Below are 23,614 nucleotides of genomic sequence, written 5' to 3'. Positions count from 1 at the left end.
TCTTCATGTCCGTCATTCTCCTAGTTGACGGACTTCACTACCTTTACGCTGGTACGGCTAGGAGGGGTCAGGTCAATCGCAAATGTGAGAGCGGCGAGAGTACATGACGATTCTGGCATTGCAAATCCGGTGCAATAGGTGTCACTTTGGTGGCGTGCGATCGCCCCATCCCATGACCTGACGATCCGCGGGTGCAACGACGACGTAGGCAAACTTTGACTTTGCTGAGCCGTAGTTGATGCGCCAGTAGTGAACAGTTTCAACGCCCTGCACGAAGACGCCCAGGTAATGGAGATCCTGAGCGCGAAGTGAACCTGGTTGAGACAGCAGCTGCCCGAACTCCCGGCGCAGATAGCGGGGCAGCTCTCGTTCATCATCGTCGGGCAGACCGGTCCTGCCCGGCCAAGGAGCTTCCTCGCGAATCGACTCCTCGCGCTTCATCTCCTGGAGCCGAGCTTGGGCGCGCTTCTTGAACTCTGGATCGTTCGGATCAAGCTTGCCCGAAGCATTCTGGGAAGCCGACCTCGGCTGCTCGAGCTGTGGCCTTTCACACCCGGCTAGAAGCCAGCAAACGGCAATTGCGATGACAAGTGCACGGTGCATTTGTTTGTGACGCCTAACGTTGAAGCTGAGTCGCGAGCGGCGGCCTGCCGACGCGAGTCGGCTCGAGCGACTGGTTAGGTCTCAGCCGCCAACTCATTTGAGCGCCGGCCATAGTTTGGCGAAAGCCCACCAGACACCCGAGGCCACGATTGACGCGAGCACACCAAGAAGAAACCCAATGAAGCGCTCCTTCGCAATTTCGAGCTTTGATGGAACCCCAGCCAACCTGCGGAAAACCTCGACGTCAGCTTGAGCGATGCTCTGGACCTCTTTAAGTTCTCTTTCCGCAGAGGCTCTTTGCTCCTTAGCGTCGGACAGCCGCTGAAGCGCATTTGCAAGCTCCGCCTTGTTGGATTCCGCAGCGGCCCGAAGCTCATCCATGGCGTCCAAGGCATCAGCTAGGTTCTTTCGCGCCACCTCGATCTTCTCAAGCCGCGCGTCAACTCCCTCGTGCGGCGCATCGTCTAGGAGCAACTCGGCGTACGGTCGCCCGTTCCGAATCCCGAATCGGAACACCGGCGTAGTCCAGATCTCGAGAGCCTTGACCAGAACATTCGCAATAAACGGTGGAATTTCCATGAGACCTAACGTTGAAGCTGAGCCGCGAGCGGCGGCTCGCCGACGCGAGTCGGCTCGAGCGACTGGTTAGGGGTTGCCATTGAGGCTGGCCTCCAGTGCTTTTGGAACTGCAGTATCTCTACGCGAGAAGCGAGCGACCTTGCTTGGCTCGGTTTGCAGTGAAATGGTGCCAGCGTTCGCGTCAAACTTTGCCTCTAGCGTCTGGCTCCGTTGTCCGTCTCGGACGGTGATGCTCAAGCGTCCTGAAGCCGCGTCAAAGGTTACAGACCCACCGATCCCGATGATGGGCGTACAGACATTCCCGTCGGGGCAGCGCCTCACAGGAAGTGGCGCTCCGACCAGTGCAGCCTTACCTGCAGGTAGCAGGTAGAGCGCCTCACCGCCAATAAGCTTCTCTCCCTCGAACTCGGTTCCGGCAGTAGCCCAAACACCTACAAGGTCCTTTGGCAATTCGGCGCCGCTCGCAAGACCCGAGAGGAGGACGGAAGCAACTAGGACGATGGCAGTCTGGAAGCGCATCTTGCGACCCCTAACGTTGAAGCTGAGCCGCGAGCGGCGGCTTGCCGACGCGAGTCGGCTCGAGCGACTGGTTAGATTTCCGCGCGAACGATCTGCGGCGGAAGGTAGATGGTGAATTCATTGATCGGCTCCACAAGAACGCTGTGAGGCGTTTGCTGTTCTTCGTCACTAACCAAGCCCATACGGTCAAGCAGGCCGAAGCGCGCTGACTCGAGCCTCGCCGCTCGCACCACCAACTGCTTGTGCCACACCCGGTACGTACCCAACTTCCCATCGCGTCGGTGATAGAAGCCTGCAAGTGGATGAGTCAGAAACACAAGGCCGGTTTCAATGTCAGGAAACCCAGGGAAGCACAGAGCCTCATCACCGTCCTGCCTGAGCTCGACCTCAGCTGGAGCCCATCGGGCCTTGGTTCGCATCTTGTACCTAGCGTAGCGCCCTGCCGCCTCATCGAACTCGCAGTCAAAGGAAACATCCCCGGCAAACCATGGCAGGTTCCAGAGCACGTGTGGAACCACCAGAGTCCAGGAATCGAGTGTCGTTCCCAGGAACCATACACATCGCTCCCCAGTTTGCCTGTCGATGATGTAGACGCGGTAGTTCGTTTGCCCCATCGTGAACTTCGGGAACGGAAAGACTGCAGAAGTAAAGTCAACGTCAATGAAAGGAACGACCGAGATGAGAGCCTTTTCGCAGCCTTCGATTTCGACCGTATCCAATGCGAATCTCGCGGGCATCAAGCCAGCAAATCGCTTCGGATCAAGCGCATACGTGATGATCGCGAAATGCTGAAGCTTGCAGAGGACATCGATCCCTGACGGGGCTGGCCGATCATGCAGGTAGTCGCTCATCTTGAGCGGCTGAGTAAGTGGCATAGCGGAGTTCAGGAAATCTAACGTTGAAGCTGAGCCGCGAGCGGCGGCTTGCCGACGCGAGTCGGCTCGAGCGACTGGTTAGGTGTCACGTCGCCCACCAGGACAGCGAGAGAATTTCACGCCGGACTCCCGGCAACCCAACCGAGATGAAGCCCGCTCCATGACCATTCGTTGCACTTCCGTAGTAGCGCACAGAGGCATATGGAGAAAGCATGCTTGACCCAGGCGCCAAGATCGCAGCACGCCCAAGCTCGATTTGCCGGAGGATCAATCTGCGTCCGTCGCCCGGCACTGCCCTTGCCAATGGGCACCCATGAACCTCGCCCTCGGTGAAGTAGCCTCGCAGCAGTGAACGAGCCCGATCACCGTTGAGAGGAGCGATCTCCGCATCCCTCGAGCCAACAACCTCGGCATCCTGGCGCGCGTACTCCTCGAGCTCTTCATTCTGCAAGATCACCGTCGCATCACCAACGGGGAACGCAAGGCAAGGCAACTTCACCGAGGTCCTCAGTCGCACTTCCTTGCTCTCATTGATGTTCTGGCCGGCGGGCGGGCGCAAGGGTTCCTCCGCCAGGACCGGAAGCTGGAACAACAGAGTGACTATCGGCAGGAAGCGCATCTGAATTGACACCTAACGTTGAAGCTGAGCCGCGAACGGCGGCTTGCCGACGTGAGTCGGCTCGAGCGACTGGTTAGGCCCCACGATACCAAGCACCAGTACGAAACGGCACCGGGATTTCCTGCGACCAAGGATCCTCTATGCCAAGTGCAGCCAGCTCGGCAAACCATTGCTCGCGCAGTGACTCGGGTAGCTTGGTGCCGCACCAAGGACAGAAGCCAATGGCCTTCGAGCTTGTGCCACCGTCATGGACGAAAAGACCGTACTCGCGGAACTTATCCGAGTAGGAGACAAGCGCGTCTGGGCAATCTGATGCCGAATCGTGCACAGAGCACGCGAACTCGGCCTGACTCTGCATTTCGTCGCAGCAGTGCTTCTTCATGGGGCCTAACGTTGAAGCTGAGCCGCGAGCGGCGGCTTGCCGACGCGAGTCGGCTCGAGCGACTGGTTAGGCAGTGCGCTGACGCCGGCTCCAACGACAGCGCACGATGCAGCGCCTTCCAGCCTATACCGGCGATTGAAGTCGAGTGGATAGACCCGGCCGGTAGCTCTGTCGCGCCATCTCAGATCCACAGAAACTTCATTTCCACCGAACTCGACTGATCCATCCAGGTCTTCTAGGAGCCGTGATGGCGAACGCTCGTACTCATAAAAAACGCGAACTTCGTCTGCAGAGTACTTTCCAGTCAGAGTTGGAACGTGTACGCGTGCAGAGATCTTCGTTCGACCACTGAAGATCAGGCCAATTGGGTCATGCGCCATGTTGGGAAATGTTCCACTCACAAAGAACTGGCACCCAATCTCTGAGCTTTCCACAAGCGCGGTGGTCGAAATCTTCGGCGGCATCACTGAACCGCAACCGGCAATTGAAATTGAGACTAGCGAAATCGCGACAACTCTCATTGCATGCCTAACGTTGAAGCTGAGCCGCGAGCGGCGGCCTGCCGACGCGAGTCGGCTCGAGCGACTGGTTAGGCGGCGCACTCATCGCAAATGTGAGAGCGGCGAGAGTACATGACGATGCTGGCATTGCAAATCCGGTGCAATAGGTGTCACTTTGGCGGCGTGCGATCGCCCCATCCCATGACCTGACGATCCGCGGGTGCAACGACGACGTAGGCAAACTTTGACTTTGCTGAGCCGTAGTTGATGCGCCAGTAGTGAACAGTTTCAACGCCCTGCACGAAGACGCCCAGGTAATGGAGATCCTGAGCGCGAAGTGAACCTGGTTGAGACAGCAGCTGCCCGAACTCCCGGCGCAGATAGCGGGGCAGCTCTCGTTCATCATCGTCGGGCAGACCGGTCCTGCCCGGCCAAGGAGCTTCCTCGCGAATCGACTCCTCGCGCTTCATCTCCTGGAGCCGAGCTTGGGCGCGCTTCTTGAACTCTGGATCGTTCGGATCAAGCTTGCCCGAAGCATTCTGGGAAGCCGATCTCGGCTGCTCGAGCTGTGGCCTTTCACACCCGGCTAGAAGCCAGCAAACGGCAATTGCGATGACGAGTGCGCGGTGCATTTGTTTGTGACGCCTAACGTTGAAGCTGAGCCGCGAGCGGCGGCCTGCCGACGCGAGTCGGCTCGAGCGACTGGTTAGACCTCATAGGTCCACCCGCATGCACTCGAATTCAACATGCCCCTGGCACGGGACTTCGCCAAAGTCGAGAACAAAGCCAAGCACCTGAACAAGACCTTCGCGTTGATCGATGACCCGTCCAACCCCACGATACGAGAAAGGACCGGTTCGCTCGATTCGCTCCACGCTTCTCTCGTCGCGCAGGTCTTCAGGCCAGTCTTCAAGGTATGCGGATTTGGTATCTCCATCCAGGACGCTCAAGCGGTTTGGGATTTCTGCGCCAACTTCCAAGTCGCACGGGAAGCTAAAGGCAACCAGCTCGCTCGCGTCGCTCCGCAGAGTGACCTCCGCAGATTCGTCGCCTGGGGTGAATCGATCTACGCGCAAAACGAGCAATGGTTTCATGAGGTCTAACGTTGAAGCTGAGCCGCGAGCGGCGGCCTGCCGACGCGAGTCGGCTCGAGCGACAGGTTAGCCATCTGCGCGCTCACCACAATTCTTCCTCTCGATGCTCACGTGTGGCCATGACCTCAACTTGCATCGGGAACACAGCCTGCTCACCAAGGGCCGATGAGAGCTCCGTCGCAGTCTGCAGAGCCTGGGTTCGGAGTGATGCATTGAATTGATACGACTCGCCGTTGTGAAAGACACCGAAGCAAGGTCCGGTGACGAACCCGACAAGGCTGTTCCCACCTCGGGTCGTTGCTCGAACGCCGATGTAGAGGTAGTGAAACGGTGAAGTCGCGGCCTGCGGTGGAAGTGGGAAGGAGTATTCGTCGTTGCTCTTGGTGAGCGCGACGAGCCGTTCGATTTCTTGACGGTCGTAGCCGAACTCAACCAAGGTATCAATGTCGTCGGGCTCATAGTAGGTGGCCCACACCGGGAAGTCGATGAAGTCCTGCTCGCTGAACTGGTGGTTGAGCTTGACGAGGTCGGCGTTCATAGATGGCTAACGTTGAAGCTGAGCCGCGAGCGGCGGCTTGCCGACGCGAGTCGGCTCGAGCGACTGGTTAGGGCTCGGGCTCTTGAACGCGACACGGCCCACCGGCGGCAGAAAACAAAACCTGCAGCTTAGGCACGCAGCGCGACCGGGCCAACGGGACGAACCCGACCGGACGCAAACACCACCGCCAGCCACGATGTGACCTTGCAGCGCACTGCGTGCCTTCGTACTTGGATTTGGATTTGGACTTGATGAGCCTGGCCGGCGTGCCACCGTCAAGAATCGGGCACGGCCCCGCGCAGACCACTCAACAAACTGACTGCCAGGCGCAGCACTGCAGCGCGAAGCGCTAGCAACCAACTGGCAAGGAATGTTGGCAATGTGAACGGCCTCTCGCGGCTGTTCGCACGATGCCAAGGGCATGGTGCGCCAAACCGAGCCGCGCCTTGGCGGGGCGGACCTGACGATCCGCGCTTCGCAAACAGCACGCATTGACCGATGAAGTGGCACTGTCTTCCTGAGCCCTAACGTTGAAGCTGAGCCGCGAGCGGCGGCCTGCCGACGCGAGTCGGCTCGAGCGACTGGTTAGGGCGCTTCACGAACATAGCGCTCCAAGCAAAGGTTGATTAGCTCGAAACCACTCACTTGCCCCCGAATCCCATGGCCATACGCCGCTAGTGCTTGGCCAGAGCATCTGCAACGCCTCGAAGTCCGGACCGCCATGCAACCACGAGGCTGAGCGCATGTACTCCGCGCGATGCTCTCGGTCGACGAGCCCAAACTGGACCTCAAAGCCTTCTAGAAAGTCTGCGTACAAGATGCCAGGAGCAAACCTCTCTCCAGCTCGCACTCTGCGGTTGTACTCATTCACAAGCCAATGAGAAATCTCGGGCTTTAGCCCCACAACAATTAGCTCTGGTGCTTGGCTAGATTGCGCAATCCCGATGGAGTACGAAAAGGGCGGTTCGTCTCCTTCTGGATCAAATACGGACGTCACGCTGCATCCGCATTTCTCGATGTGCGCGTGAATGTTCAGTTCGTACTCGGTCATTTGCGCCCTAACGTTGAAGATGAGCCGCGAGCGGCGGCCTGCCGACGCGAGTCGGCTCGAGCGACTGGTTAGGTTTCACTGCAACTACTTCTTGGTGATGTGGGCATAGGCGCCAATTGCAGCGCCGACCACAGCACCAGCTGCAGGCCCGACCAGCGGTACAGGAACCGCAATTGCGGCTCCAACAGCAGCTGCCGCTGCGGTGTCCTTCACCAACGGCGATGAAGCTGCTGACTTGGCTAGTGCGCCCACCTCTACCGCCGCGACTTTTGCCAGAGCAACGCCCTTCTCGGTAAGGATCTTTAGATCCTCTTGGTCCAGTTGGCCATCGCCATTCTGATCAAACGCAGCCGTAGCAACCGTAGCAACGCTTCGCTTGGTCATTTCCACCGCCGAAGTCGCGACCTCTCCAGCCGTACTGGCGGCGGCTTTCGCCGCGCTCCCAACACGGACTGCGCCTCGCCCTACCGATGCAGCGGAACTCTTCGACGCCTCCACCATGGCTCCGGAAGCACTTCCTAGTGCTGCGCCAGTGGCAGCGACACCTCGCTTCACGCCCGCCGCTGCCGCCTTCGCTTTCTCTTCCAATGACTTCTTCATGGAGATTCCAGGTAATGTCGTAGAAGTATCGCCGCCCTGTGGGTTGTGAAACCTAACGTTGAAGCTGAGCCGCGAGCGGCGGCGTGCCGACGCGAGTCGGCTCGAGCGACTGGTTAGGCAGCACGCTTCGCAAAGCACGTAATACCAACGAACGAATAGGCATCGTGGACAACTAGGGAATAGTGAGTGAACTTTCCAGACTCGTCTTGTGCCGACGAGATGGCAAGTTGCCCAGCGAGGGCATCGTCTCCGCCATCTGTACCAATCGTGCGCAATGCAGCCCGCACGATCTTTGTATTGGCCTTTCCTGCGCGCGGGACGGTAGAAAAGGAAGCTTTGAAGTTGTGGCTCGGTTCAGATGGCATAGCAGGGTCAAAGAACTTCGCCCGTAGCGTCTTGCCTTGAATTTCGACCTCGGCTCGTCCAGAAGCGGTAAACCAAGAGGGGTTGATGGCTTGCATGCCTTGACTGGGTTCGCCCCGCAGCAATCCATGTCCCACCACAAAAGAGCACGGACTGATTGACTGCGCCATTGAGGCGCCTGGGAGTAGGGCGAGGAGAAGAGCCGCGCGAATCATTGTTTGATGCTGCCTAACGTTGAAGCTGAGCCGCGAGCGGCGGCTTGCCGACGCGAGTCGGCTCGAGCGACAGGTTAGAGGGCTGGCGACTAATGACAAACCTCCAACTGCGGCTAGGACTTAAATGTTCCGGACTCGATGCAAGCTACGCGCTCAAGCACATGCGCGACCTTGTAATAAGCAGGGAGAGGGGTCTCCGGCAATAACAAAGATTGCTGCAGGTGCGTAAGTATTGACCAGGCCGCGTCCACCGCAGCGGACAACTGCTTTCCGGTAAGGCCTGCAGCGCGCCACACTGACTTGGTATCCAGCACACCCTTCGAGTCGATGTGGAAATGCGTTTGATCTCGAATGTGCTTCAGCTTGGCGCTGACCGCTTCCAAGGACGCAATATCAAGCTTTGCCTTCTTTGCGAAAGCATCGACAAGCCCTTGGTCCGTGCGATAGATGTACCAAAACGAAGCTGCCCGCGTGCTGTTCTCGAAGACTTTGATGCAATGCGCGACGTAGTCATTGAACAAAGCAAAGTAAGTGACTTGCAAGAACAGCGATGAGACCCCGCCAACCTTCTCAATGCCAACCATGGTGGTCCGATTGAGGATGGCGCGCTGAAGCTCGGCAAGATTGCGCTCGATCGCTCTTGTGTAGCGCTGACTGTGCATAGCGATTGGGCCCTCTAACGTTGAAGCTGAGCCGCGAGCGGCGGCTTGCCGACGCGAGTCGGCTCGAGCGACTGGTTAGGCGCCTCGTTCACTTTTCAAAGCGTTTCATGTCGATGATCTCGAATGCACTCATTCTTTCGAAGACGGGACCGTAGGCCTTCCAGTTTTCCTTGGTGGTTCCTGCGATAGATACGACAGCCATGTCCATGTTCTGACTGCCCCAGAAGAGCGAATAGAGAATGCGGTGCGGGCCTTCTTCAGTCTCAAGGCAAACCCGCATGAAGAGCCCCTGGTCGCTCTCCTGGCAAGTCTTAATGACCGTAGCTTGCTGCTTCTTGCTCGCAATGAAGTCGAGGATGAATTGCTTTGCAGACTTGCCTGTGACGCCCTTCACCCCGACGAAGACCTGAATGCGAACGCCGGTCGTGTAGGGACGTCCGCCTGACATGTCCTCGCGGGAGATCGTCCACATGTACGTCCCACCCCGGTGCCCTTCGGAGTAGAACCAGTCTTTTGGGCGATCAATCTTGCCGCCTGTCGGCTCTAGAACTTGGGAAACAAACTCAATCGGGGGTTCCTCAGCAAATGCCGAGAGGGAGAAAGCCAGAGCGGCGATGACAGTTGCTCTTCTCATACTCTTTCGCGATGCGCCTGACGCCTAACGTTGAAGCTGAGCTGCGAGCGGCGGCTTGCCGACGCGAGTCGGCTCGAGCGACTGGTTAGGTCTCAGACTTTGCAGTTGAGCAGCCGCTTTCATTGGACTTTGCCTAAGCACAGAGATGCTTGTACTTCGAAGAAGCGCACATGATGGCAGGTGCGTAGAGCAGCAACAGAATGCCGATTACGCATACGGGAACAAGAGCGAATGCCTTCTTCCACCCGGCCAGGCGAGCAATTTCGATGCTTCCAGCCGAAACCGTGAACGTGGGCGCGAAGCAACCGTATGCGCAGGCAGCGAGAAACAACAGGCCGAAGAGCCGCGTAACGCCAATGGCACCAAACCAATGGTCCGTCGCCAAGACGAGAGCTCCAACGATCGCCAATCCGACGTACCCGCGCAAGTGGCTCTCCTGAGACCTAACGTTGAAGCTGAGCCGCGAGCGGCGGCTTGCCGACGCGAGTCGGCTCGAGCGACTGGTTAGGCAATGCGCTCGCGTCGGCTCCAACGACAGCGCACGATGCAGCGCCTTCCAGCCTATACCGGCGATTGAAGTCGAGCGGATAGACCCGGCCGGTAGCTCTGTCGCGCCACCTCAGGTCCACCGAAACTTCACTTCCACCGAACTCGACTGATCCATCCAGGTCTTCTAGGAGCCGTGATGGCGAGCGCTCGTACTCATAGAAAACGCGAACCTCGGTAGCAGAGTACTTCCCAGTCAGAGTTGGAACGTGCACGCGCGCAGAAATCTTCGTCCGACCGCTGAAGATCAGGCCAATTGGGTCATGCGCCATATTGGGGAATGTTCCGCTCACTAAGAACTGACATCCAGTTTCAGAGCGTCCCACGAGCGCGGCGGTGGAAATACTCGGCGGCATCAATGAACCGCAACCGGCAATTGAGATTGAGACTAGCGAAATCGCGAAAACTCTCATTGCATGCCTAACGTTGAAGCTGAGCCGCGAGCGGCGGCTTGCCGACGCGAGTCGGCTCGAGCGACTGGTTAGGCATACGGCCTAGATAGGAAACGGATTTTTCCAAGGAAATCTCCCTGCTGCCTCGACCGACAAGATGGTTTGAAACGGAAAGAAGTACTTGCCAGCGCCGAGGCTCGTGACGCCTACAGCGGCGCACGGAATTCCGGGAAGCACTAGGTCGCTGCTTAGCGTAACGCCAGAAAGACCAAGGATCTCCAGCCGTGCGGAAAACGGCTGCGTCTTGCACTCAACCCAAACCCACTTCCCGGGCTTTACCGTAACGTCTGCACCTTCAAAGGACCGCAGCCAGAGTTGATAGTGCGCGACCACCAAGACCAACAGCCCGACTAAGGCACCCGTGATCAGCCTGAGAGCTCGCCGAACTTTTGTATTCACGGATGCCTAACGTTCGAGCTAAGCGGGCGACAGCGGCAGGACGCCAGGCCCGGACTGAGGAGAATGTACCTCGCCTCAGGCCGGGCCTGGTGGCCTGCCGTTGGCGCTCCGCTTGAGCGAGGGGTTAGGCGTCGCCGCGCGATTGGCGGGCGTGCCATTGAATGGCGATGATCGCGGCAAGGGCCATGACTGCGGTACTGAGTGACGCTGCCACAGCGCCCTGGCCAGGCTCCGTAGCGACCATGAAGTTGAATGAGGTGTGCCAGCAGGCGACGACTAGGATGCTCTCAGTTCTGAAGTAGAGCCAAGCAAGTAGCAAAGAACCAGCCAGCAGGCTGATAGCCCAACCAACGATAGTCGGACCGAGCAAGGCAGACATGCTTGAGTTCAGAACGAAGAGAGGGGCGTGCCAAAGCATCCATATGCCCGCGACAGACACGGATGCGAGCAGCCGCGTGCCTCGGCGAGCCAGAAGCGGCAAGAGATACCCGCGCCAGCCGCCTTCCTCTCCAAGGCCATTGAGCAGCAGGGCCAGCAGTACCGTGCCGGGAAGCGACCAGCCTGGGAGAGCGCCGGGGTAGGTGTTGAACTCGGTCACAGAGGGAAGGTTGCGGCCCAGTAGACCCATGCCGAAGAAGACCAGCGCCCCGGCTGCTAGAGGGGAAAGCGCAAGCGCAAGCGACTGAATACGCGGCTGACGCAGCACAAAGCAGCGTCGTAGAAACTGCTGCACGCTTAACGACCCACCTGTGATCCCGGTACCGATGACAGCAGCCAGGAACGGACCCGCAAGGCCCGGCAGGTGAGTTGCGCTGGAGCCTGGCTCGACTCGGTATCCGAGATGGATCAGAGCCAACCAGTAGGACCAAGACAGCGAGAACGCGAGAGCGCAGTAGGCTGCAACGGGATGCCTGGTGAAGAACGCGCGAATAATGCTCAATGCGACGCCTAACGTGAAAGTGAGCGGCAGCCGAAGGCTGTCCGCTCGACTGCAGGGTTGGGCCATGCCCTTTGAGCCGCCACCAGAACAGACGACATGCAAGTCGAGTTTGACGGCGCACGACCAGCGGTGAGCCGACTGCCTGTGGACAGGCGGCCCATGGGAGACGTGGCGGAAGCGATGGCAGAACTCATGGATTGCAGTGCGTGGCTAGCGACGAGTGAGTGTCGAGCCTGCAAGGCCGACCTAGTGCTCGGGCCAACCCCAGCCACGCGCCTCGCCCGACGCGGCAGGTGGCTTCGCCACCAGATCAGCGCCTTGCGCCGGTTCGTGCATTGGCGTGGACGCCGAGCTCACGCGTAAGCGGCGCGGACTCAGCCTTCGCATGTGGTGCTGGTGTGGCAGGCCCAACGTGAAAGTGAGCGGCAGCCGAAGGCTGTCCGCTCGACTGACGGGTTGGGCCATGCCCTTTGAGCCGCCACCAGAACAGACGGCATGCAAGTCGGGTTTGATGGCGCATGACCAGAGGTGAGCCGCCTGCCTGTGGACAGGCGGCCAATGAGAGACCTGGCGGACGCGGTGGCGCAACTCATGGATTGCAGTGCGTGGCTAGCGAGAACCAAGTTTCGCGCCTGCAAGGCCGACCCGATGCTCGGGCCAACCCCAGCCACGCACCACGCCCGACGTTGCAGGTGGCCGAGCCACCAGAGCAGCGCCTTGCGCAGGCTCGTGCATTTGCGCTGACGCCGAGCTCACGCGTAAGCGGCGCGGACTCAGCCTTCGCATGTGGTGCTGGCGTGGCAGGCCCAACGTTGAAGCTGAGCCGCGAACGGCGGCTTGCCGACGTGAGTCGGCTCGAGCGACGGGTTAGGGCTCAGACCTTGGCGCACAACGAACCTCACTAGATGCGGCAAATTGGATTGAGAGCCTAGGGCAAACGCACTGCCGCCGCGACGGGGCGAACCCGGCTTGGAAATGGCACTGCGGACCACTAGCCGCACAACGCCAGCTGAGGCGTGCATTGGACTTTGGCTTGAACGCGGCGTAAATCCAGAGGCAGCATGCGCAGAGCAGCGTTGCGCAGACCACTCAACAAACTGACTGCCAGGCGCAGCACTGCAGCGCGAAGCGCTAGCAACCAACTGGCAAGGAATGTTGAACGAAGGCATGGCGGTTGAGGCTGTTGTCTTGGCGGATGACCTACAGCACAGAACAGGCAATGCATTTGTGTTCAAAAGCCTGGCTTGCGACGAGCTGCCTGAACCCACGCTCTGCATTTCTCTTCCCTGAGCCCTAACGTTGAAGCTGAGCCGCGAGCGGCGGCTTGCCGACGCGAGTCGGCTCGAGCGACTGGTTAGGCGTCAATCGCGCCAACCGGCCCAAGGTTGGGACCGCGGAACAGACCACCTGTAGCAACCACGGCTTCAACTCTTTCTTGAGAAGGGAAGAAGTCAGCATGCTCCGCCCACCGAACCATGACGTGCTCTTCCCACCATTTCGAAGGATCGAGTTGCGCGACCTTGCCCTCATACACATCGTCGAATACATATCCATCGGCTCTCGCCGCCGCGACTGCCGCGACGAGAGCCTCCTTGTAATCGGTTGCAGCGAAGTACCAGAAGGAAACGGCGCGCGGCCAGTTGGCGGGCATCTCGGCATTGCTCCCCTTTCGAACAAGCAAGGGGCATTCGAAGAATGCGAGTTTTCCAAGGAAGAGCCTCCTGCATTGCGACTCGATCTTGAGTGAAATCGGGTCCGGCAGCGCATCGAGGAAGAGGATATCGAGCGGAATGATTCCGCCGCAGCTTGCCGCGATGCTCTCGCGTTGATCAAGATCGAGGTCGTGGGTCAGACCGATGGCAAGGCAGTTCCTGAACGAATCCTCCCCGTGATATCTGAGTCTTGGCAGGTATGCGTTCTCCACGCCCGGGTGTGCCCGCAGGCGCAGGGCCAGCTCTACACGCAACTCGTCGAGTCCGGAGCCTTGAACCTCACCCGACACCTCAATCTCGTCGAATCGTTGCTGAAGCACTTGAATGGCTTTTTTCTTCGGAAAGAGGCTACCGAACATGAACGGAACTTTCTTTGACGCCTAACGTTGAAGCTGAGCCGCTGACGGCGGCTTGCCGACGGCAGTCGGCTCGAGCGACTGGTTAGGCCTCAAAGACCCGCCAGCGCCTGGCAGCGTATTGGAGAGCCGCAAGTGCAACTGCCGAAGTGAGAACACGATAGCCACTTGGAGTACGGTCAGCAGCACGGCAAGGCCGATTGCCGACCGCCAACCGGCGAAATGCACCAGGGCCACCACGACCCAGACCAGCACGGGCAACGCTACAAGCATGAACAAGTAGCGGGCCTTTGTTCCTACGGCGGAGGCAGTCCAGCCAACGGGATCGGTAAAGACTGTTCGCATGGCAGTGAGGTTGTTCTTTGCGGCCTAACGTTGAAGCTGAGCCGCGAGCGGCGGCTTGCCGACGCGAGTCGGCTCGAGCGACTGGTTAGGCCGCATTCGTCGCAGCGCCGACAAGCATTTCAAGCGCGATCTCAGCATAGTTGACGTCACCATCAGGAGCCGGTTGATCTTTCAGCTCGTCTTGAGCGTAGACGATGCTGACCTTGCTGCCTGTTCTGAACAGACGTACGTCCCTGGGGTCGTTTGTGTAGATTCCCACGGAGGTTGTAGATGCGTCGTCGAGCTTGACGGTGACCGCATTGTTCACCCCGGTCCGGTCCTGCCCAGCTTCATAGGCCTCCGCCACGATTCCAGAGACAAACCGCAGTCGCATCTTTCCTGTATTGATGCTGTTCCACCACTCGTCAGAGGCGAACAGTCCATGCACTCCTCTCAGACCCAACCGCGGTTTCGATCGATTCAGGGTAAGCGCACGCGCTCGTTCGACTTGTCCCGGATTTGCCTCTAAGTCCTTAGACAGCAAGTAGACACGCCTCATCTCCGGAGCGGATGCATCGAGCTTCAACAGAAACTCCTGCGTGGCTCGCAGTGGGGCGATTGGTCTTGCAAAGAGACGACTGAGAATGGTCATGCGTGGCTCTTATGCGGCCTAACGTTGAAGCTGAGCCGCGAGCGGCGGCCTGCCGACGCGAGTCGGCTCGAGCGACTGGTTAGGCACCAGCCCCACGAGGACGGCAATGCAGCTGTTCATTGCGACTCTCCGTAAAGAGATTGCCTCAGATCTTTGAGCCAGGTTACGAGCTCTGCCTCACTCTGAAACTCATGCCCTGTCTCTGCATTGACGGCAGACACAAAGGGGAAGGGGCCATGCAATGAATTCTGGAGCTCGGCTTTAAATGAGGCATTACGACGCATCCATTCATCTGGCTTCACATCAGCCTTCAGCTCGTCGAGCTCGTACCACTCCACATGGAGGTAGTCACGAAGGACCCTCAACAACGTCTCAGGAGCTTTGTCGGCAGAACTCATTCTCTGGTGCCTAACGTTGAAGCTGAGCCGCGAGCGGCGGCTTGCCGACGCGAGTCGGCTCGAGCGACTGGTTAGGCAGCGCCTTCACTTGCCAAGCCCCTCGCCGCATTTCGGACAGAACTTTGGCCGCGAAAAGAATGCTCCGCCCCGCACCGTGGTGCCGCACGCGAGGCAGAACTTGAACGCTCTGACGTTTAGCCAAACCCCAATTGCGACTAGCGGAGCAAAGCTGAATAGGTTTTCGAGTGGTAGCCCTGCGGCCAAAAAAACGAACAGGAATAGCACTCCGTGTGCAGCCGCGATGTACGGAAAAAGCGTGCGCTTCAACGCTCCGTCCCGGTTGAGCCAAAGAAAGGCAGCAGTCGCTACAGAAACTGCGGCCAGAACTCCAAATGAAACGAGGACCTGCGGCGCAGTCGGATTGAATGGTTCCATATCGATCTAGATGCCTAACGTGAAAGTGAGCGGCAGCCGAAGGCTGTCCGCTCGACTGACGGGTTGGGCCATGCCCTTTGAGCCGCCACCAGAACAGACGGCATGCAAGTCGGGTTTGATGGCGCATGACCAGAGGTGAGCCGCCTGCCTGTGGACAGGCGGCCAATGAGAGACCTGGCGGACGCGGTGGCGCAACTCATGGATTGCAGTGCGTGGCTAGCGAGAACCAAGTTTCGCGCCTGCAAGGCCGACCCGATGCTCGGGCCAACCCCAGCCACGCACCACGCCCGACGTTGCAGGTGGCCGAGCCACCAGAGCAGCGCCTTGCGCAGGCTCGTGCATTTGCGCTGACGCCGAGCTCACGCGTAAGCGGCGCGGACTCAGCCTTCGCATGTGGTGCTGGTGTGGCAGGCCCAACGTTTGAAGCTCAGCTGCAGCCGTAGGCTGTCAGCTGGAGCGACGGGTTAGGCCAGACCGCTAGGGCCGTGACCAGACTCGCCGACATGCAAGACGAGTTTGACGGCGAACGCACAACGGCGCGCCGCCTGCCTGTGGACAGGCGGCCCATGCGAGACGTGGCGGACGCGGTGGTGGAACTCATGGGTTGAACTGCGTGGCGGGCGAGGAAAGGAGTTTGAGGCCAAGTCCGCGCGGCCGCTGAGCGGGACAACCCCAGCCACGCACCAGAGCGGCCTTGGCAGGGAACCGCTGCACGCGCACACCGCACAGCGCGACTCGTGCATTGGCGTGGACGCCCGACTCACGCGTCAGCGGCAAGAGCACTTCTCTTGGCATGTGGCACCGGTTTACGGTGGGCCTAACGTTGAAGCTGAGCCGCGAGCGGCGGCTTGCCGACGCGAGTCGGCTCGAGCGACTGGTTAGGCGTCGGCATTCGTTACCACCCCACCATTCATCACAAATTCCTCCAACGACTGCTCCGAATCCAGCTCTGCCTCGCGGTTTGAATCGAGGCTGGTGTAGAGGACTGTTGGGGGGCGGTATGACTTCCGGAACTGCTGGAAGGAGAGGCCAGCTGCAGACGCGCCGGGTTCGACGCGAGCGATTCGGATTGCCCTTAAGTCGTCTCTCCCGAGCGCGACACTAATGCGGTTCAGCGCGGCACTAAGGCCACGTTCCTCGCTATTCCATTCGACTGGCGTGAGGGCGGCAAGGACGATTTCACGACGATTCGTTGAGCTGAACGAGCCCCACCCCGCGGTTGTCATATCCGTGTCTCCCGAAAAGCGGGCGTGAGGGAAGAGACCTCCACTGTCGCGGAGCCAGAGAATGGTTGCTTCGGGGTGCTGCATTTTCAACGCCTAACGTTAATTGTCCATACGACCCAAACACGTACCGGGCGGTCTAAGGATTCGAAGCGTTGGCGATTCTGGCATGGGGGCTCCTCTGTCTTTCCACATTGCTGAGGATTTCAATGGTGCGATGGAACGCCTAATTTTCAGGGTATGGACACACCTGCCGTCAATCGCCATGAACCCCTGCTAGCGCCTGCTTTGGTCCAGCAACCGCGCAAGCGCGCGCAACTAGCTGAAGATCGGGCTCCGGAGGCTTGCTCGAAGTCGAATCCAGGTCCGGGAGCTGCAACGGCCAGCAGAGCGCACGCGCTCGGCGTGATTGGCCAGAAAAGCGGCACAAGCGCTGTCGGCAAAGACACTCCGCGAACGTGTAATTCCCCCCAACGCGAGCAAGACCCTATACAGAACCCCAGCGACGCATCTCACCGGCGCCTGTGGGCCACCGAAGCGGATGAAATGCCGCGCTTCGCCGTCGTGGCCGACACCGACATAGAAAGCTTCGTTGCCGAACCAGCCAGTCCGCCCTACCTCACTTCTGCCCCAGACGACAACGGCAACGGCAACGACGACAGCAGCAGCAACAACAACATCCGGCGTCCTGCGCCGGCCACAAGCTCGGCAAGCCCGCCCCGCCTGCTGGACCAGGTCCGCGAGTCCTTGCGCGTGCGGCACTACTCGCTGCGAACCGAACAGGCCTATGTGGACTGGATACGCCGTTTCATCCTGTTCAACAACAAGCGCCATCCGCGCGAGCTGGGGGCGGACGAGGTGGCCGCCTTTCTCACGCACTTGGCCACCGAGCGCAACGTCGCACCGTCGACGCAGAACCAGGCCAAGTCGGCGCTGCTCTATCTCTACAGCCAGGTGCTGCAGCTGGACCTGCCCTGGCTGGGCGAGGTGATCACGGCGCAGACGAAGCGCCGCCTGCCGGTGGTGCTGACGCCGCGCGAAGTGCGTGCGCTCTTGCATGAGCTCAATGGCGTGCCATGGCTCATCGCCTCGCTGCTCTATGGCACCGGCATGCGGGTGATGGAAGGCCTGCGGCTGCGCGTCAAGGACATCGATTTCGAGCGCCGCGAGGTCATCGTGCGCGAAGGCAAAGGCGGCAAAGACCGGGTGACGGTGCTGCCCGAAAACCTGATGCTGCCGCTGCAGGAGCAACTGGCGGCGGCCCGCAGCCTGCACGCGCTCGACCTGCGCGAAGGCTATGGCGCCGTGCACCTGCCGCATGCCCTGGCCGTCAAGATGCCGCAGGCAGCCCTGTCATGGGGCTGGCAGTGGGTGTTCCCCAGCCCCTCGCGCTCTATCGATCCGCGCAGCGGCGAGGTGCGCCGCCACCATCTGCTGGAGCAGACCCTGCAGCGCAACATCTCGCTGGCGGCCCGCCGGGCGCAGATCGACAAGCCCTGCTCGCCCCATGTGCTGCGGCATTCCTTCGCCACCCATCTGCTGCAGGCTGGCTACGACATCCGCACGGTGCAGGAGTTGCTTGGCCACAGCAACGTCAAGACCACGATGATCTACACCCATGTGCTGAACCGGGGCGGACGCGGCGTGCGCAGCCCGCTGGACCAGATGTAGCAACGCGCCGCATCGAATCGCATCCCTCGCGCGCAGCGGCCACACACACAGGGCGCGCGCATCATCGTCACCGCTGCCTGCGCCGCCTCAGGTTCCCCGGCCTGTGCCGCTCCAGCTCCGGTGTGAACAGCTCCATCACCCGCAGCTCGGCGCCGCAGCGGCGGAACACCGAGTTGCGGGACCACAGCATCTGCGCCGACGCCTCCAGACCGGTGGCCTGCAGCCACTGGCGCTGCATGTGCCGGCGCGTGTGGCCGCAGCGCGAAAGCCGGCGCGGCTGCAGTTCGCTGCGGCTGACACGTTTGTCGTGATACAGCAGATCGGCCAGCGGCCGGTGGCCCAGGCCCTTGAGCGCGCGCCAGGGGCCGGCCAGGGCGCTCTGGTGCAGGGCCGAGCGGGCCCACACCAACGGCCGGCCGTCGACGCGCAGGATCACCTCGCGCACCAGGCTGAGGCCGCGCCGGGGCAGGCCCAGGGCGCGGCGTTCCAGCTGGCGCAGCGGCGCGATGCGCTGGCTCAGCACCTGCACCTCGAAGCGCTGACCCAGGCGCGCCAGGCGCCGGCTCAACGAGCCCGGCGCGCGCAGCCAGTCGCGCAGGCCGGCACGGCTTGCAATGCCCATACGCTCGCTTCCGTTCGTGGCTTCGTGGTTCGCTTCGAGCTTCAGGACTGGCCGGCGGCGGTGCCACCAGCGGCCGCGCCGAACTCATCGCCCAGCTCCACGGCCCGGCGCTGTGCCGCCTTCACGGCGCGCTGGATCGCGGCGCCCACGCCCTCGGCTTCCATGCTGCTGATGGCCGCATGGGTGGTGCCGCCCTTGGAGGTGACGCGCTCACGCAGCAGCGTGGGCGACTCGCCAGACTGCAGGCCCAGCGCCGCGGCGCCGCCGCAGGTGGCCAGGGCCAGCTCGCGCGCCTGCTCGGCCGGCAGGCCGAGCTCGACGCCAGCCGCCATCATGGCCTCGACCATGTAGAAGAAGTAAGCCGGGCCCGAGCCCGACAGCGCCGTCACCGCGTCCAGGTCGGCTTCTGCCGCCACCCAGAGGCTGCGGCCGGTGGGGGCCAGCACGGCTTCGACCAGTTGCCGGTCCGCCGCACTGACCGCCGCACTGGCAAACAGGCCGGCGATGCCCTGGCCGATCAAGGCCGGTGTGTTGGGCATGGCGCGCACCACACGCGCGCTGCCGGTGGCTTGGCTGATGGTCTCGCAGCGGATGCCGGCCATCACCGACAGGTGCAGCGAAGCTTCCGAGGCCTGCACCGGCGCCGCCGCTTCGCCGAACATCTGCGGCTTGACGGCCCAGACGACCAGGTCGGCCTCGCCGAGCCTGCTGTCCGCCTGCGCCACGACCGCGACGCCAGGGAAATCCTGGCACAGCTTGTCGCGTTGCGGCGCATAGGGTTCGACCACAGCCAGGCTGGCCGCGTCATGGCCGCTGCGCAGCAGGCCACCGATGAGGGCACTGGCCATGTTGCCGCCGCCTATGAAGGCGATGCGGCGGCGTGGGGCGGACGAAGGCGCGGGAGTCTGGTGAGGGCTGCTGCTCATGATGGGCGGAAGTCTAATCGCCGCCCGCCTGCCGTCAGCCTCGCCCGCCGTCAGTGAACGCCGGCCAGCAGCGCCGCATTGCCGCCGGCCGCCGCGGTGTTGATCGTCAGCGTCTGCTCGGCCGCAAAGCGGTAGAGCTGGCGCGGGTTGGCAGCTTCGCTGGCGCCGATCAGCGGCAGGATGGCGCCCGAGCGCTCGGACAGGGCCCGCTGCACGGCACGGCGCTGGCCGCTCTTCGCCGCGGCCACGCAGACACCGGCGAGCAGGGGCGATTGCAGCAGGGCGCGCTCGGCATCGAGGGCAAAGAGCTGCAGGGCCGCGCCCGGCAGGCCCGCCTGCTGCAAGGCCTTGCGCAGGCCTTGGGCGGCCTCGGCGTCGTCGGCGCCCAGCAGGGCCACGCTGTTGCCGGCCACCAGGGCCGCGCCCACCGCAGCGCCGATTTCGGCCGGGCTGGCACCGGCTGCCAGCACGGCGATCACGCCCCGGCCGTGCAGGCGCAGCTCATTGCTTTCGCCGGTGGGGCCGGGCAGATCGCGACTGGCCAGCACGGCCGGTGCGTCTTGCGCCAGGCGGCGCAGCGCGGCGGCTTCGCCGGCGGCGCCCAGCGCATCGGCGGTGCGACCCAGCAAGGCGGCGCGTGCTTCCAGGGCCACGTCACTCCAGACGGCCTGCGCCTGAGCCAGCGCGCCGAGCTCGGCGCTGGCGGCACCGTCGGCCAAGGCCGTGGCCGTGGCTGCAGGCGCTGCCTGGGTCGGTGCACAGAAGCGCCACAGGTAGTTCGGGCCGCCGGCCTTGGGGCCGGTGCCGCTCAGGCCTTCGCCGCCGAAGGGCTGCACGCCCACCACGGCGCCGATGATGTTGCGGTTCACGTAGACATTGCCGATCTTGGCGGCCTCGGCCAGTCGCAAGGCACGGCTGTCGATGCGGGTCTGGATGCCCAGGGTCAGGCCATAGCCCAGCGCATTGATCTCCTGGATCACGGCGTCCACATCGCCCCCCCAGCGCACCACATGCAACACCGGGCCGAAGATCTCGGCGCCCAGCTCCTTGATGCTGGCCAGCTCGAAGGCCACCGGCATCACCAAGCGCGGCACGGCGTCGTGCGCGCGCGCCTCGACGATCAGCTTCGCTTCCTTCTTCAGGCGCGCCACATGCTGCTTGATGTTCTCGAAGGCCTCGTCGTCGATGACCGGGCCCACGTCCGTCGCCAGCTCGGCCGGGTTGCCGACCCACAGCTCCTGCACCGCGCCCTTGAGCATCTCGATCAGGTTGTCGGCAATGCTTTCGTGCACGCACAGCAGGCGCAGCGCCGAGCAGCGCTGGCCGGCCGAGCGGAAGGCGCTTTGCACCACGGCGTCAACCACCTGCTCGGGCAGCGCGGTCGAGTCCACCACCATGGCGTTGATGCCGCCGGTCTCGGCAATCAAGGGGACGATCTCGCCGTCCTTCTTGGACAGCGTGCGGTTGATGATTTGCGCGACTTGTGTAGAGCCGGTGAAGCAGACACCAGCGGTCTGCGCAGCGGCCACAAGGCCGGCGCCGACGGTCTCGCCCGGGCCATGCAAGAGCACCAGCGCATCGGCCGGCACGCCCGCTGCGTGCAGGAGCTCGACCATCTTCAGCGCCACGAAGGGCGTCTGCTCGGCCGGCTTGGCCGCCACGGTGTTGCCGGCCACCAGGGCCGCCACCACCTGGCCGACAAAGATCGCCAGCGGGAAGTTCCAGGGGCTGATACAAACGAAGACGCCACGGCCTTGCATGGCAGCGCCATGGCTTTCTGCCTCGTCCGCGTAGTAGCGCAGGAAGTCCACCGCCTCGCGCACCTCGGCGATGCAGTCGCCCTGCGTCTTGTAGGCCTCCTTCACCAGCAGCGCACAGAACTCGGCCAGGCGCGCGTCGAGCGCATCGGCCGCGCGGCGCAGGATCGCAGCGCGTTCCGCCACGGGCTTCCCGTTCCAGCCGGCAAAGCCGTCTTGCAAGAGCTGCATCGCGGCCGCCACTTGCTCGGGCGTGGCTTCGGCCACCGGCAAGACCTGACCCTCGGCCAGCGCATTCAGCAGCGGCTCGCGCTGCTGCAGGCAGGTGAGGTCGGCGCCGGTGGAGTTGGCACGGCCATGGCCCAGGCGGTCGCGGTAGAGGTCCACCGGCAGCGGCAGGGCGGTCTCGTTCTGGATCAGCTCCAGCGGCGAGGCCAGCAGCTCGTCGGGGCGGACCTGAGGATCGGCCAGCTGGTGGACGAAGGAGGAATTGGCGCCGTTTTCCAGCAGGCGGCGAACCAGGTAGGCCAGCAGGTCGCGGTGCTCGCCGACCGGGGCGTAGACGCGGCAGGGAATCGTGCCGTCCTTCAGCACCTCGCGGTAGACGCCCTCACCCATGCCGTGCAGTCGCTGCATCTCGAATTCGGCGCCGGCAGCGCGGGCCATCTGCACGATGGCGGCGATGGTGCCGGCGTTGTGGCTGGCGAACTGCGGGTAGATCACGTCGGCATGGGCGATCAGCGCTTGGGCGCAGGCCAGGTAGCTCACGTCGGTGTGCTGCTTGTGCGTGAACACCGGGTAGGCCGGCAAGCCCTGCTCCTGGGCACGCTTGATCTCGCCGTCCCAGTACGCGCCCTTGACCAGGCGCACCATGAAGCGCAGGCCATGCTTGCGGGCGATTGCGGCCACCTCGTGCACCACCTGCAGCGAGCGGGTCTGGTAGGCCTGCACCGCGAGGCCGAAGCCGCGCCACTTGGGGAAGCTGGCGGCAATGCGCTCGGCCACTGAGTCCAGCAGCTCCAGCGAGAGCTCGAGGCGGTCCACCTCCTCGGCATCGATGGTCAGGTTGATGTTGGCGCTGGCGGCCCGCTCGACCAGCTGCCAGACGCGCGGCAAGAGCTCGGCATAGACCCGCTCACGCTGCAGGATCTCGTAGCGCGAGAACAGGGCGCTGAGCTTGATCGAGATGCCGTCCGAACCTTCGGGCGACTCGGCCTTGCGGCCCGAGGCGATGGCCTCGATGGCGGCCAGGTAGCTGGCCTGGTAGCGGGCGGCATCATGCTCGGTGCGGGCGCCTTCGCCCAGCATGTCGTAGGAGAAGCGCAGCTGGGCCTGCTGCTTGCGGGCCGAGTCGGCCTCGCCCATCGCTTCACGGATGTTGCGGCCCAGCACGAACTGGCGGCCCAGCAGCTGGATGGCGCGCACGGTGGCGGCCACCACAGTCTGCGCACCGAGGCGTGTCAAGAGGCCGCCCGAGCTTTCGGCCTCCGGCAGAAACTTCTTGGACAAGGAAATCGCCGAGGCCGAGAGGCTGGCCAGCATCTTGTGCGGGCCCTCGGAATTGCCGTCGAAGTCGGCACGGCCGAGCTGGTCGGCCGTCAGCGCGATGGCGGTGGGCGCGTCCGGCACGCGCAAGAGCGCTTCGGCCAGACGCATCAGGGCCAGGCCCTCGCTGCTGGTGATCGGGTACTCGCGCAGCAGCGATTCCATGGCCCAGAAGGGCGCCGGGTTGGCACGCACCTGCTCGACCCAGGGCGTGGCGGTGCGGATCACGGCCGGCCAGTCCAGCTGTTCATGCAACTGCGCTGCCAAGGCTTCGACCACCGGACGCTCGGGCCGGTAGGGGAAGGGCAGGCGGGCGCGTTCGGTCGGCAGGGCAAAGCTGGTCATCATGGGCTCCAGGCGGAGGATCTAGCGAAGATCAGGACTTTAAAAGCGCTTCGGATGAATTAAATTCCGAGTCTTGC

General features: G+C 62.2%; 20 protein-coding genes and 1 pseudogene. 2 read left to right on the top strand and 19 right to left on the bottom strand.

All coding sequences use genetic code 11. The features are described 5' to 3' along the window. Window positions 1-141: 141 nt before the first annotated feature. The 6 genes from J7U46_RS22425 to J7U46_RS22400 all read right to left on the bottom strand — a co-directional run bounded on the left by J7U46_RS22425 (window position 142) and on the right by J7U46_RS22400 (window position 4,709). Complete coding sequence (locus J7U46_RS22425) at window positions 142-603, bottom strand: hypothetical protein (RefSeq protein WP_282829464.1); 462 nt, start codon at window positions 601-603, stop codon at window positions 142-144. A 93-nt stretch (window positions 604-696) separates the two neighbouring features. Beyond that, window positions 697-1,182, bottom strand: a complete 486-nt coding sequence (locus J7U46_RS22420; protein ID WP_282829468.1) for a hypothetical protein — start codon at window positions 1,180-1,182, stop codon at window positions 697-699. Between the two features lie 590 nt (window positions 1,183-1,772). Next, entirely contained in the window at window positions 1,773-2,552 is a 780-nt protein-coding gene (locus J7U46_RS22415; protein WP_282829467.1) for a DUF2071 domain-containing protein, read from the bottom strand. Between the two features lie 109 nt (window positions 2,553-2,661). Further along, complete coding sequence (locus J7U46_RS22410; RefSeq protein ID WP_282829466.1) at window positions 2,662-3,195, bottom strand: hypothetical protein; 534 nt, start codon at window positions 3,193-3,195, stop codon at window positions 2,662-2,664. A gap of 73 nt (window positions 3,196-3,268) precedes the next feature. After that, entirely contained in the window at window positions 3,269-3,577 is a 309-nt protein-coding gene (locus J7U46_RS22405; RefSeq protein WP_282829465.1) for a hypothetical protein, read from the bottom strand. Window positions 3,578-4,247: 670 nt separating this feature from the next. Then, window positions 4,248-4,709 carry a hypothetical protein gene (locus J7U46_RS22400; RefSeq protein ID WP_282829464.1) on the bottom strand — a complete coding sequence of 154 codons (462 nt, stop codon included), beginning with the start codon at window positions 4,707-4,709 and terminating at the stop codon, window positions 4,248-4,250. 114 nt (window positions 4,710-4,823) lie between these two features. Here J7U46_RS22400 and J7U46_RS22395 point away from each other — a divergent pair, with 114 nt between their 5' ends. After that, window positions 4,824-5,180 carry a hypothetical protein gene (locus J7U46_RS22395; protein WP_282829463.1) on the top strand — a complete coding sequence of 119 codons (357 nt, stop codon included), beginning with the start codon at window positions 4,824-4,826 and terminating at the stop codon, window positions 5,178-5,180. 73 nt (window positions 5,181-5,253) lie between these two features. On the opposite strand, the gene J7U46_RS22390 is transcribed toward J7U46_RS22395, so the two are convergent. The 10 genes from J7U46_RS22390 to J7U46_RS22345 form a co-directional block, all read right to left on the bottom strand. Beyond that, a complete protein-coding gene (locus J7U46_RS22390) occupies window positions 5,254-5,709 on the bottom strand; it encodes a hypothetical protein (protein ID WP_282829462.1) in 456 nt (151 codons plus the stop codon). A gap of 1,135 nt (window positions 5,710-6,844) precedes the next feature. After that, entirely contained in the window at window positions 6,845-7,360 is a 516-nt protein-coding gene (locus tag J7U46_RS22385; RefSeq protein WP_282829461.1) for a hypothetical protein, read from the bottom strand. 113 nt (window positions 7,361-7,473) lie between these two features. After that, window positions 7,474-7,821: a hypothetical protein gene (locus tag J7U46_RS22380; protein ID WP_282829459.1), complete on the bottom strand. Its 348-nt coding sequence runs from the start codon at window positions 7,819-7,821 to the stop codon at window positions 7,474-7,476. Between the two features lie 230 nt (window positions 7,822-8,051). Then, the gene (locus tag J7U46_RS22375) at window positions 8,052-8,600 is read right to left on the bottom strand and encodes a hypothetical protein (RefSeq protein ID WP_282829458.1); all 549 of its coding nucleotides are present in this window, start codon (window positions 8,598-8,600) and stop codon (window positions 8,052-8,054) included. An 88-nt stretch (window positions 8,601-8,688) separates the two neighbouring features. Further along, complete coding sequence (locus J7U46_RS22370; RefSeq protein ID WP_282829457.1) at window positions 8,689-9,234, bottom strand: hypothetical protein; 546 nt, start codon at window positions 9,232-9,234, stop codon at window positions 8,689-8,691. A 1,521-nt stretch (window positions 9,235-10,755) separates the two neighbouring features. After that, window positions 10,756-11,571 (bottom strand): CPBP family intramembrane glutamic endopeptidase, encoded by an 816-nt coding sequence (locus J7U46_RS22365; RefSeq protein WP_282829456.1) that lies wholly within the window; start codon window positions 11,569-11,571, stop codon window positions 10,756-10,758. Window positions 11,572-12,925: 1,354 nt separating this feature from the next. Further along, complete coding sequence (locus tag J7U46_RS22360; RefSeq protein ID WP_282829455.1) at window positions 12,926-13,642, bottom strand: hypothetical protein; 717 nt, start codon at window positions 13,640-13,642, stop codon at window positions 12,926-12,928. 427 nt (window positions 13,643-14,069) lie between these two features. Then, window positions 14,070-14,615 (bottom strand): hypothetical protein, encoded by a 546-nt coding sequence (locus J7U46_RS22355; RefSeq protein WP_282829454.1) that lies wholly within the window; start codon window positions 14,613-14,615, stop codon window positions 14,070-14,072. A 116-nt stretch (window positions 14,616-14,731) separates the two neighbouring features. After that, on the bottom strand, window positions 14,732-15,013 hold the full coding sequence (locus J7U46_RS22350; RefSeq protein WP_282829453.1) for a hypothetical protein: 282 nt from the start codon (window positions 15,011-15,013) through the stop codon (window positions 14,732-14,734). 1,313 nt (window positions 15,014-16,326) lie between these two features. After that, window positions 16,327-16,758 carry a hypothetical protein gene (locus J7U46_RS22345; protein WP_282829451.1) on the bottom strand — a complete coding sequence of 144 codons (432 nt, stop codon included), beginning with the start codon at window positions 16,756-16,758 and terminating at the stop codon, window positions 16,327-16,329. Window positions 16,759-17,217: 459 nt separating this feature from the next. Between J7U46_RS22345 and J7U46_RS22340 the strand changes: the two genes are divergently transcribed. Next, on the top strand, window positions 17,218-18,342 hold the full coding sequence (locus tag J7U46_RS22340) for an integron integrase (protein WP_282829450.1): 1,125 nt from the start codon (window positions 17,218-17,220) through the stop codon (window positions 18,340-18,342). A 67-nt stretch (window positions 18,343-18,409) separates the two neighbouring features. Here the strand turns inward: J7U46_RS22340 and J7U46_RS22335 are convergent, their stop codons facing one another. From J7U46_RS22335 to J7U46_RS22325, 3 genes and pseudogenes are all read right to left on the bottom strand, one after another. After that, window positions 18,410-18,964 carry a chorismate lyase gene (locus J7U46_RS22335; protein WP_282829449.1) on the bottom strand — a complete coding sequence of 185 codons (555 nt, stop codon included), beginning with the start codon at window positions 18,962-18,964 and terminating at the stop codon, window positions 18,410-18,412. Window positions 18,965-19,005: 41 nt separating this feature from the next. After that, the gene (proC, locus tag J7U46_RS22330) at window positions 19,006-19,890 is read right to left on the bottom strand and encodes a pyrroline-5-carboxylate reductase (RefSeq protein WP_282829448.1); all 885 of its coding nucleotides are present in this window, start codon (window positions 19,888-19,890) and stop codon (window positions 19,006-19,008) included. 755 nt (window positions 19,891-20,645) lie between these two features. Continuing rightward, window positions 20,646-23,537, bottom strand: a pseudogene (locus tag J7U46_RS22325) (L-glutamate gamma-semialdehyde dehydrogenase); the annotation flags it as partial. Between the last annotated feature and the right edge of the window lie 77 nt (window positions 23,538-23,614).

This window comes from Pelomonas sp. V22, assembly GCF_030014915.1.
In the GTDB taxonomy this organism is placed as follows: domain Bacteria; phylum Pseudomonadota; class Gammaproteobacteria; order Burkholderiales; family Burkholderiaceae_C; genus JAUASW01.
The sequence above is the reverse complement of the archived record's forward strand: the minus strand, read 5'-3'. Positions and strand labels throughout refer to the sequence as shown.

Bases quoted from the DNA above. Each gene is read 5' to 3' on its own strand.
- J7U46_RS22425 (WP_282829464.1), bottom strand. From the start codon at position 603: ATGCACCGTGCACTTGTCATCGCAATTGCCGTTTGCTGGCTTCTAGCC.
- J7U46_RS22420 (WP_282829468.1), bottom strand. From the start codon at position 1,182: ATGGAAATTCCACCGTTTATTGCGAATGTTCTGGTCAAGGCTCTCGAG.
- J7U46_RS22415 (WP_282829467.1), bottom strand. From the start codon at position 2,552: ATGAGCGACTACCTGCATGATCGGCCAGCCCCGTCAGGGATCGATGTC.
- J7U46_RS22410 (WP_282829466.1), bottom strand. From the start codon at position 3,195: ATGCGCTTCCTGCCGATAGTCACTCTGTTGTTCCAGCTTCCGGTCCTG.
- J7U46_RS22405 (WP_282829465.1), bottom strand. From the start codon at position 3,577: ATGAAGAAGCACTGCTGCGACGAAATGCAGAGTCAGGCCGAGTTCGCG.
- J7U46_RS22400 (WP_282829464.1), bottom strand. From the start codon at position 4,709: ATGCACCGCGCACTCGTCATCGCAATTGCCGTTTGCTGGCTTCTAGCC.
- J7U46_RS22395 (WP_282829463.1), top strand. From the start codon at position 4,824: ATGCCCCTGGCACGGGACTTCGCCAAAGTCGAGAACAAAGCCAAGCAC.
- J7U46_RS22390 (WP_282829462.1), bottom strand. From the start codon at position 5,709: ATGAACGCCGACCTCGTCAAGCTCAACCACCAGTTCAGCGAGCAGGAC.
- J7U46_RS22385 (WP_282829461.1), bottom strand. From the start codon at position 7,360: ATGAAGAAGTCATTGGAAGAGAAAGCGAAGGCGGCAGCGGCGGGCGTG.
- J7U46_RS22380 (WP_282829459.1), bottom strand. From the start codon at position 7,821: ATGCAAGCCATCAACCCCTCTTGGTTTACCGCTTCTGGACGAGCCGAG.
- J7U46_RS22375 (WP_282829458.1), bottom strand. From the start codon at position 8,600: ATGCACAGTCAGCGCTACACAAGAGCGATCGAGCGCAATCTTGCCGAG.
- J7U46_RS22370 (WP_282829457.1), bottom strand. From the start codon at position 9,234: ATGAGAAGAGCAACTGTCATCGCCGCTCTGGCTTTCTCCCTCTCGGCA.
- J7U46_RS22360 (WP_282829455.1), bottom strand. From the start codon at position 13,642: ATGTTCGGTAGCCTCTTTCCGAAGAAAAAAGCCATTCAAGTGCTTCAG.
- J7U46_RS22355 (WP_282829454.1), bottom strand. From the start codon at position 14,615: ATGACCATTCTCAGTCGTCTCTTTGCAAGACCAATCGCCCCACTGCGA.
- J7U46_RS22350 (WP_282829453.1), bottom strand. From the start codon at position 15,013: ATGAGTTCTGCCGACAAAGCTCCTGAGACGTTGTTGAGGGTCCTTCGT.
- J7U46_RS22345 (WP_282829451.1), bottom strand. From the start codon at position 16,758: ATGCAGCACCCCGAAGCAACCATTCTCTGGCTCCGCGACAGTGGAGGT.
- J7U46_RS22340 (WP_282829450.1), top strand. From the start codon at position 17,218: ATGCCGCGCTTCGCCGTCGTGGCCGACACCGACATAGAAAGCTTCGTT.
- J7U46_RS22335 (WP_282829449.1), bottom strand. From the start codon at position 18,964: ATGGGCATTGCAAGCCGTGCCGGCCTGCGCGACTGGCTGCGCGCGCCG.
- proC (WP_282829448.1), bottom strand. From the start codon at position 19,890: ATGAGCAGCAGCCCTCACCAGACTCCCGCGCCTTCGTCCGCCCCACGC.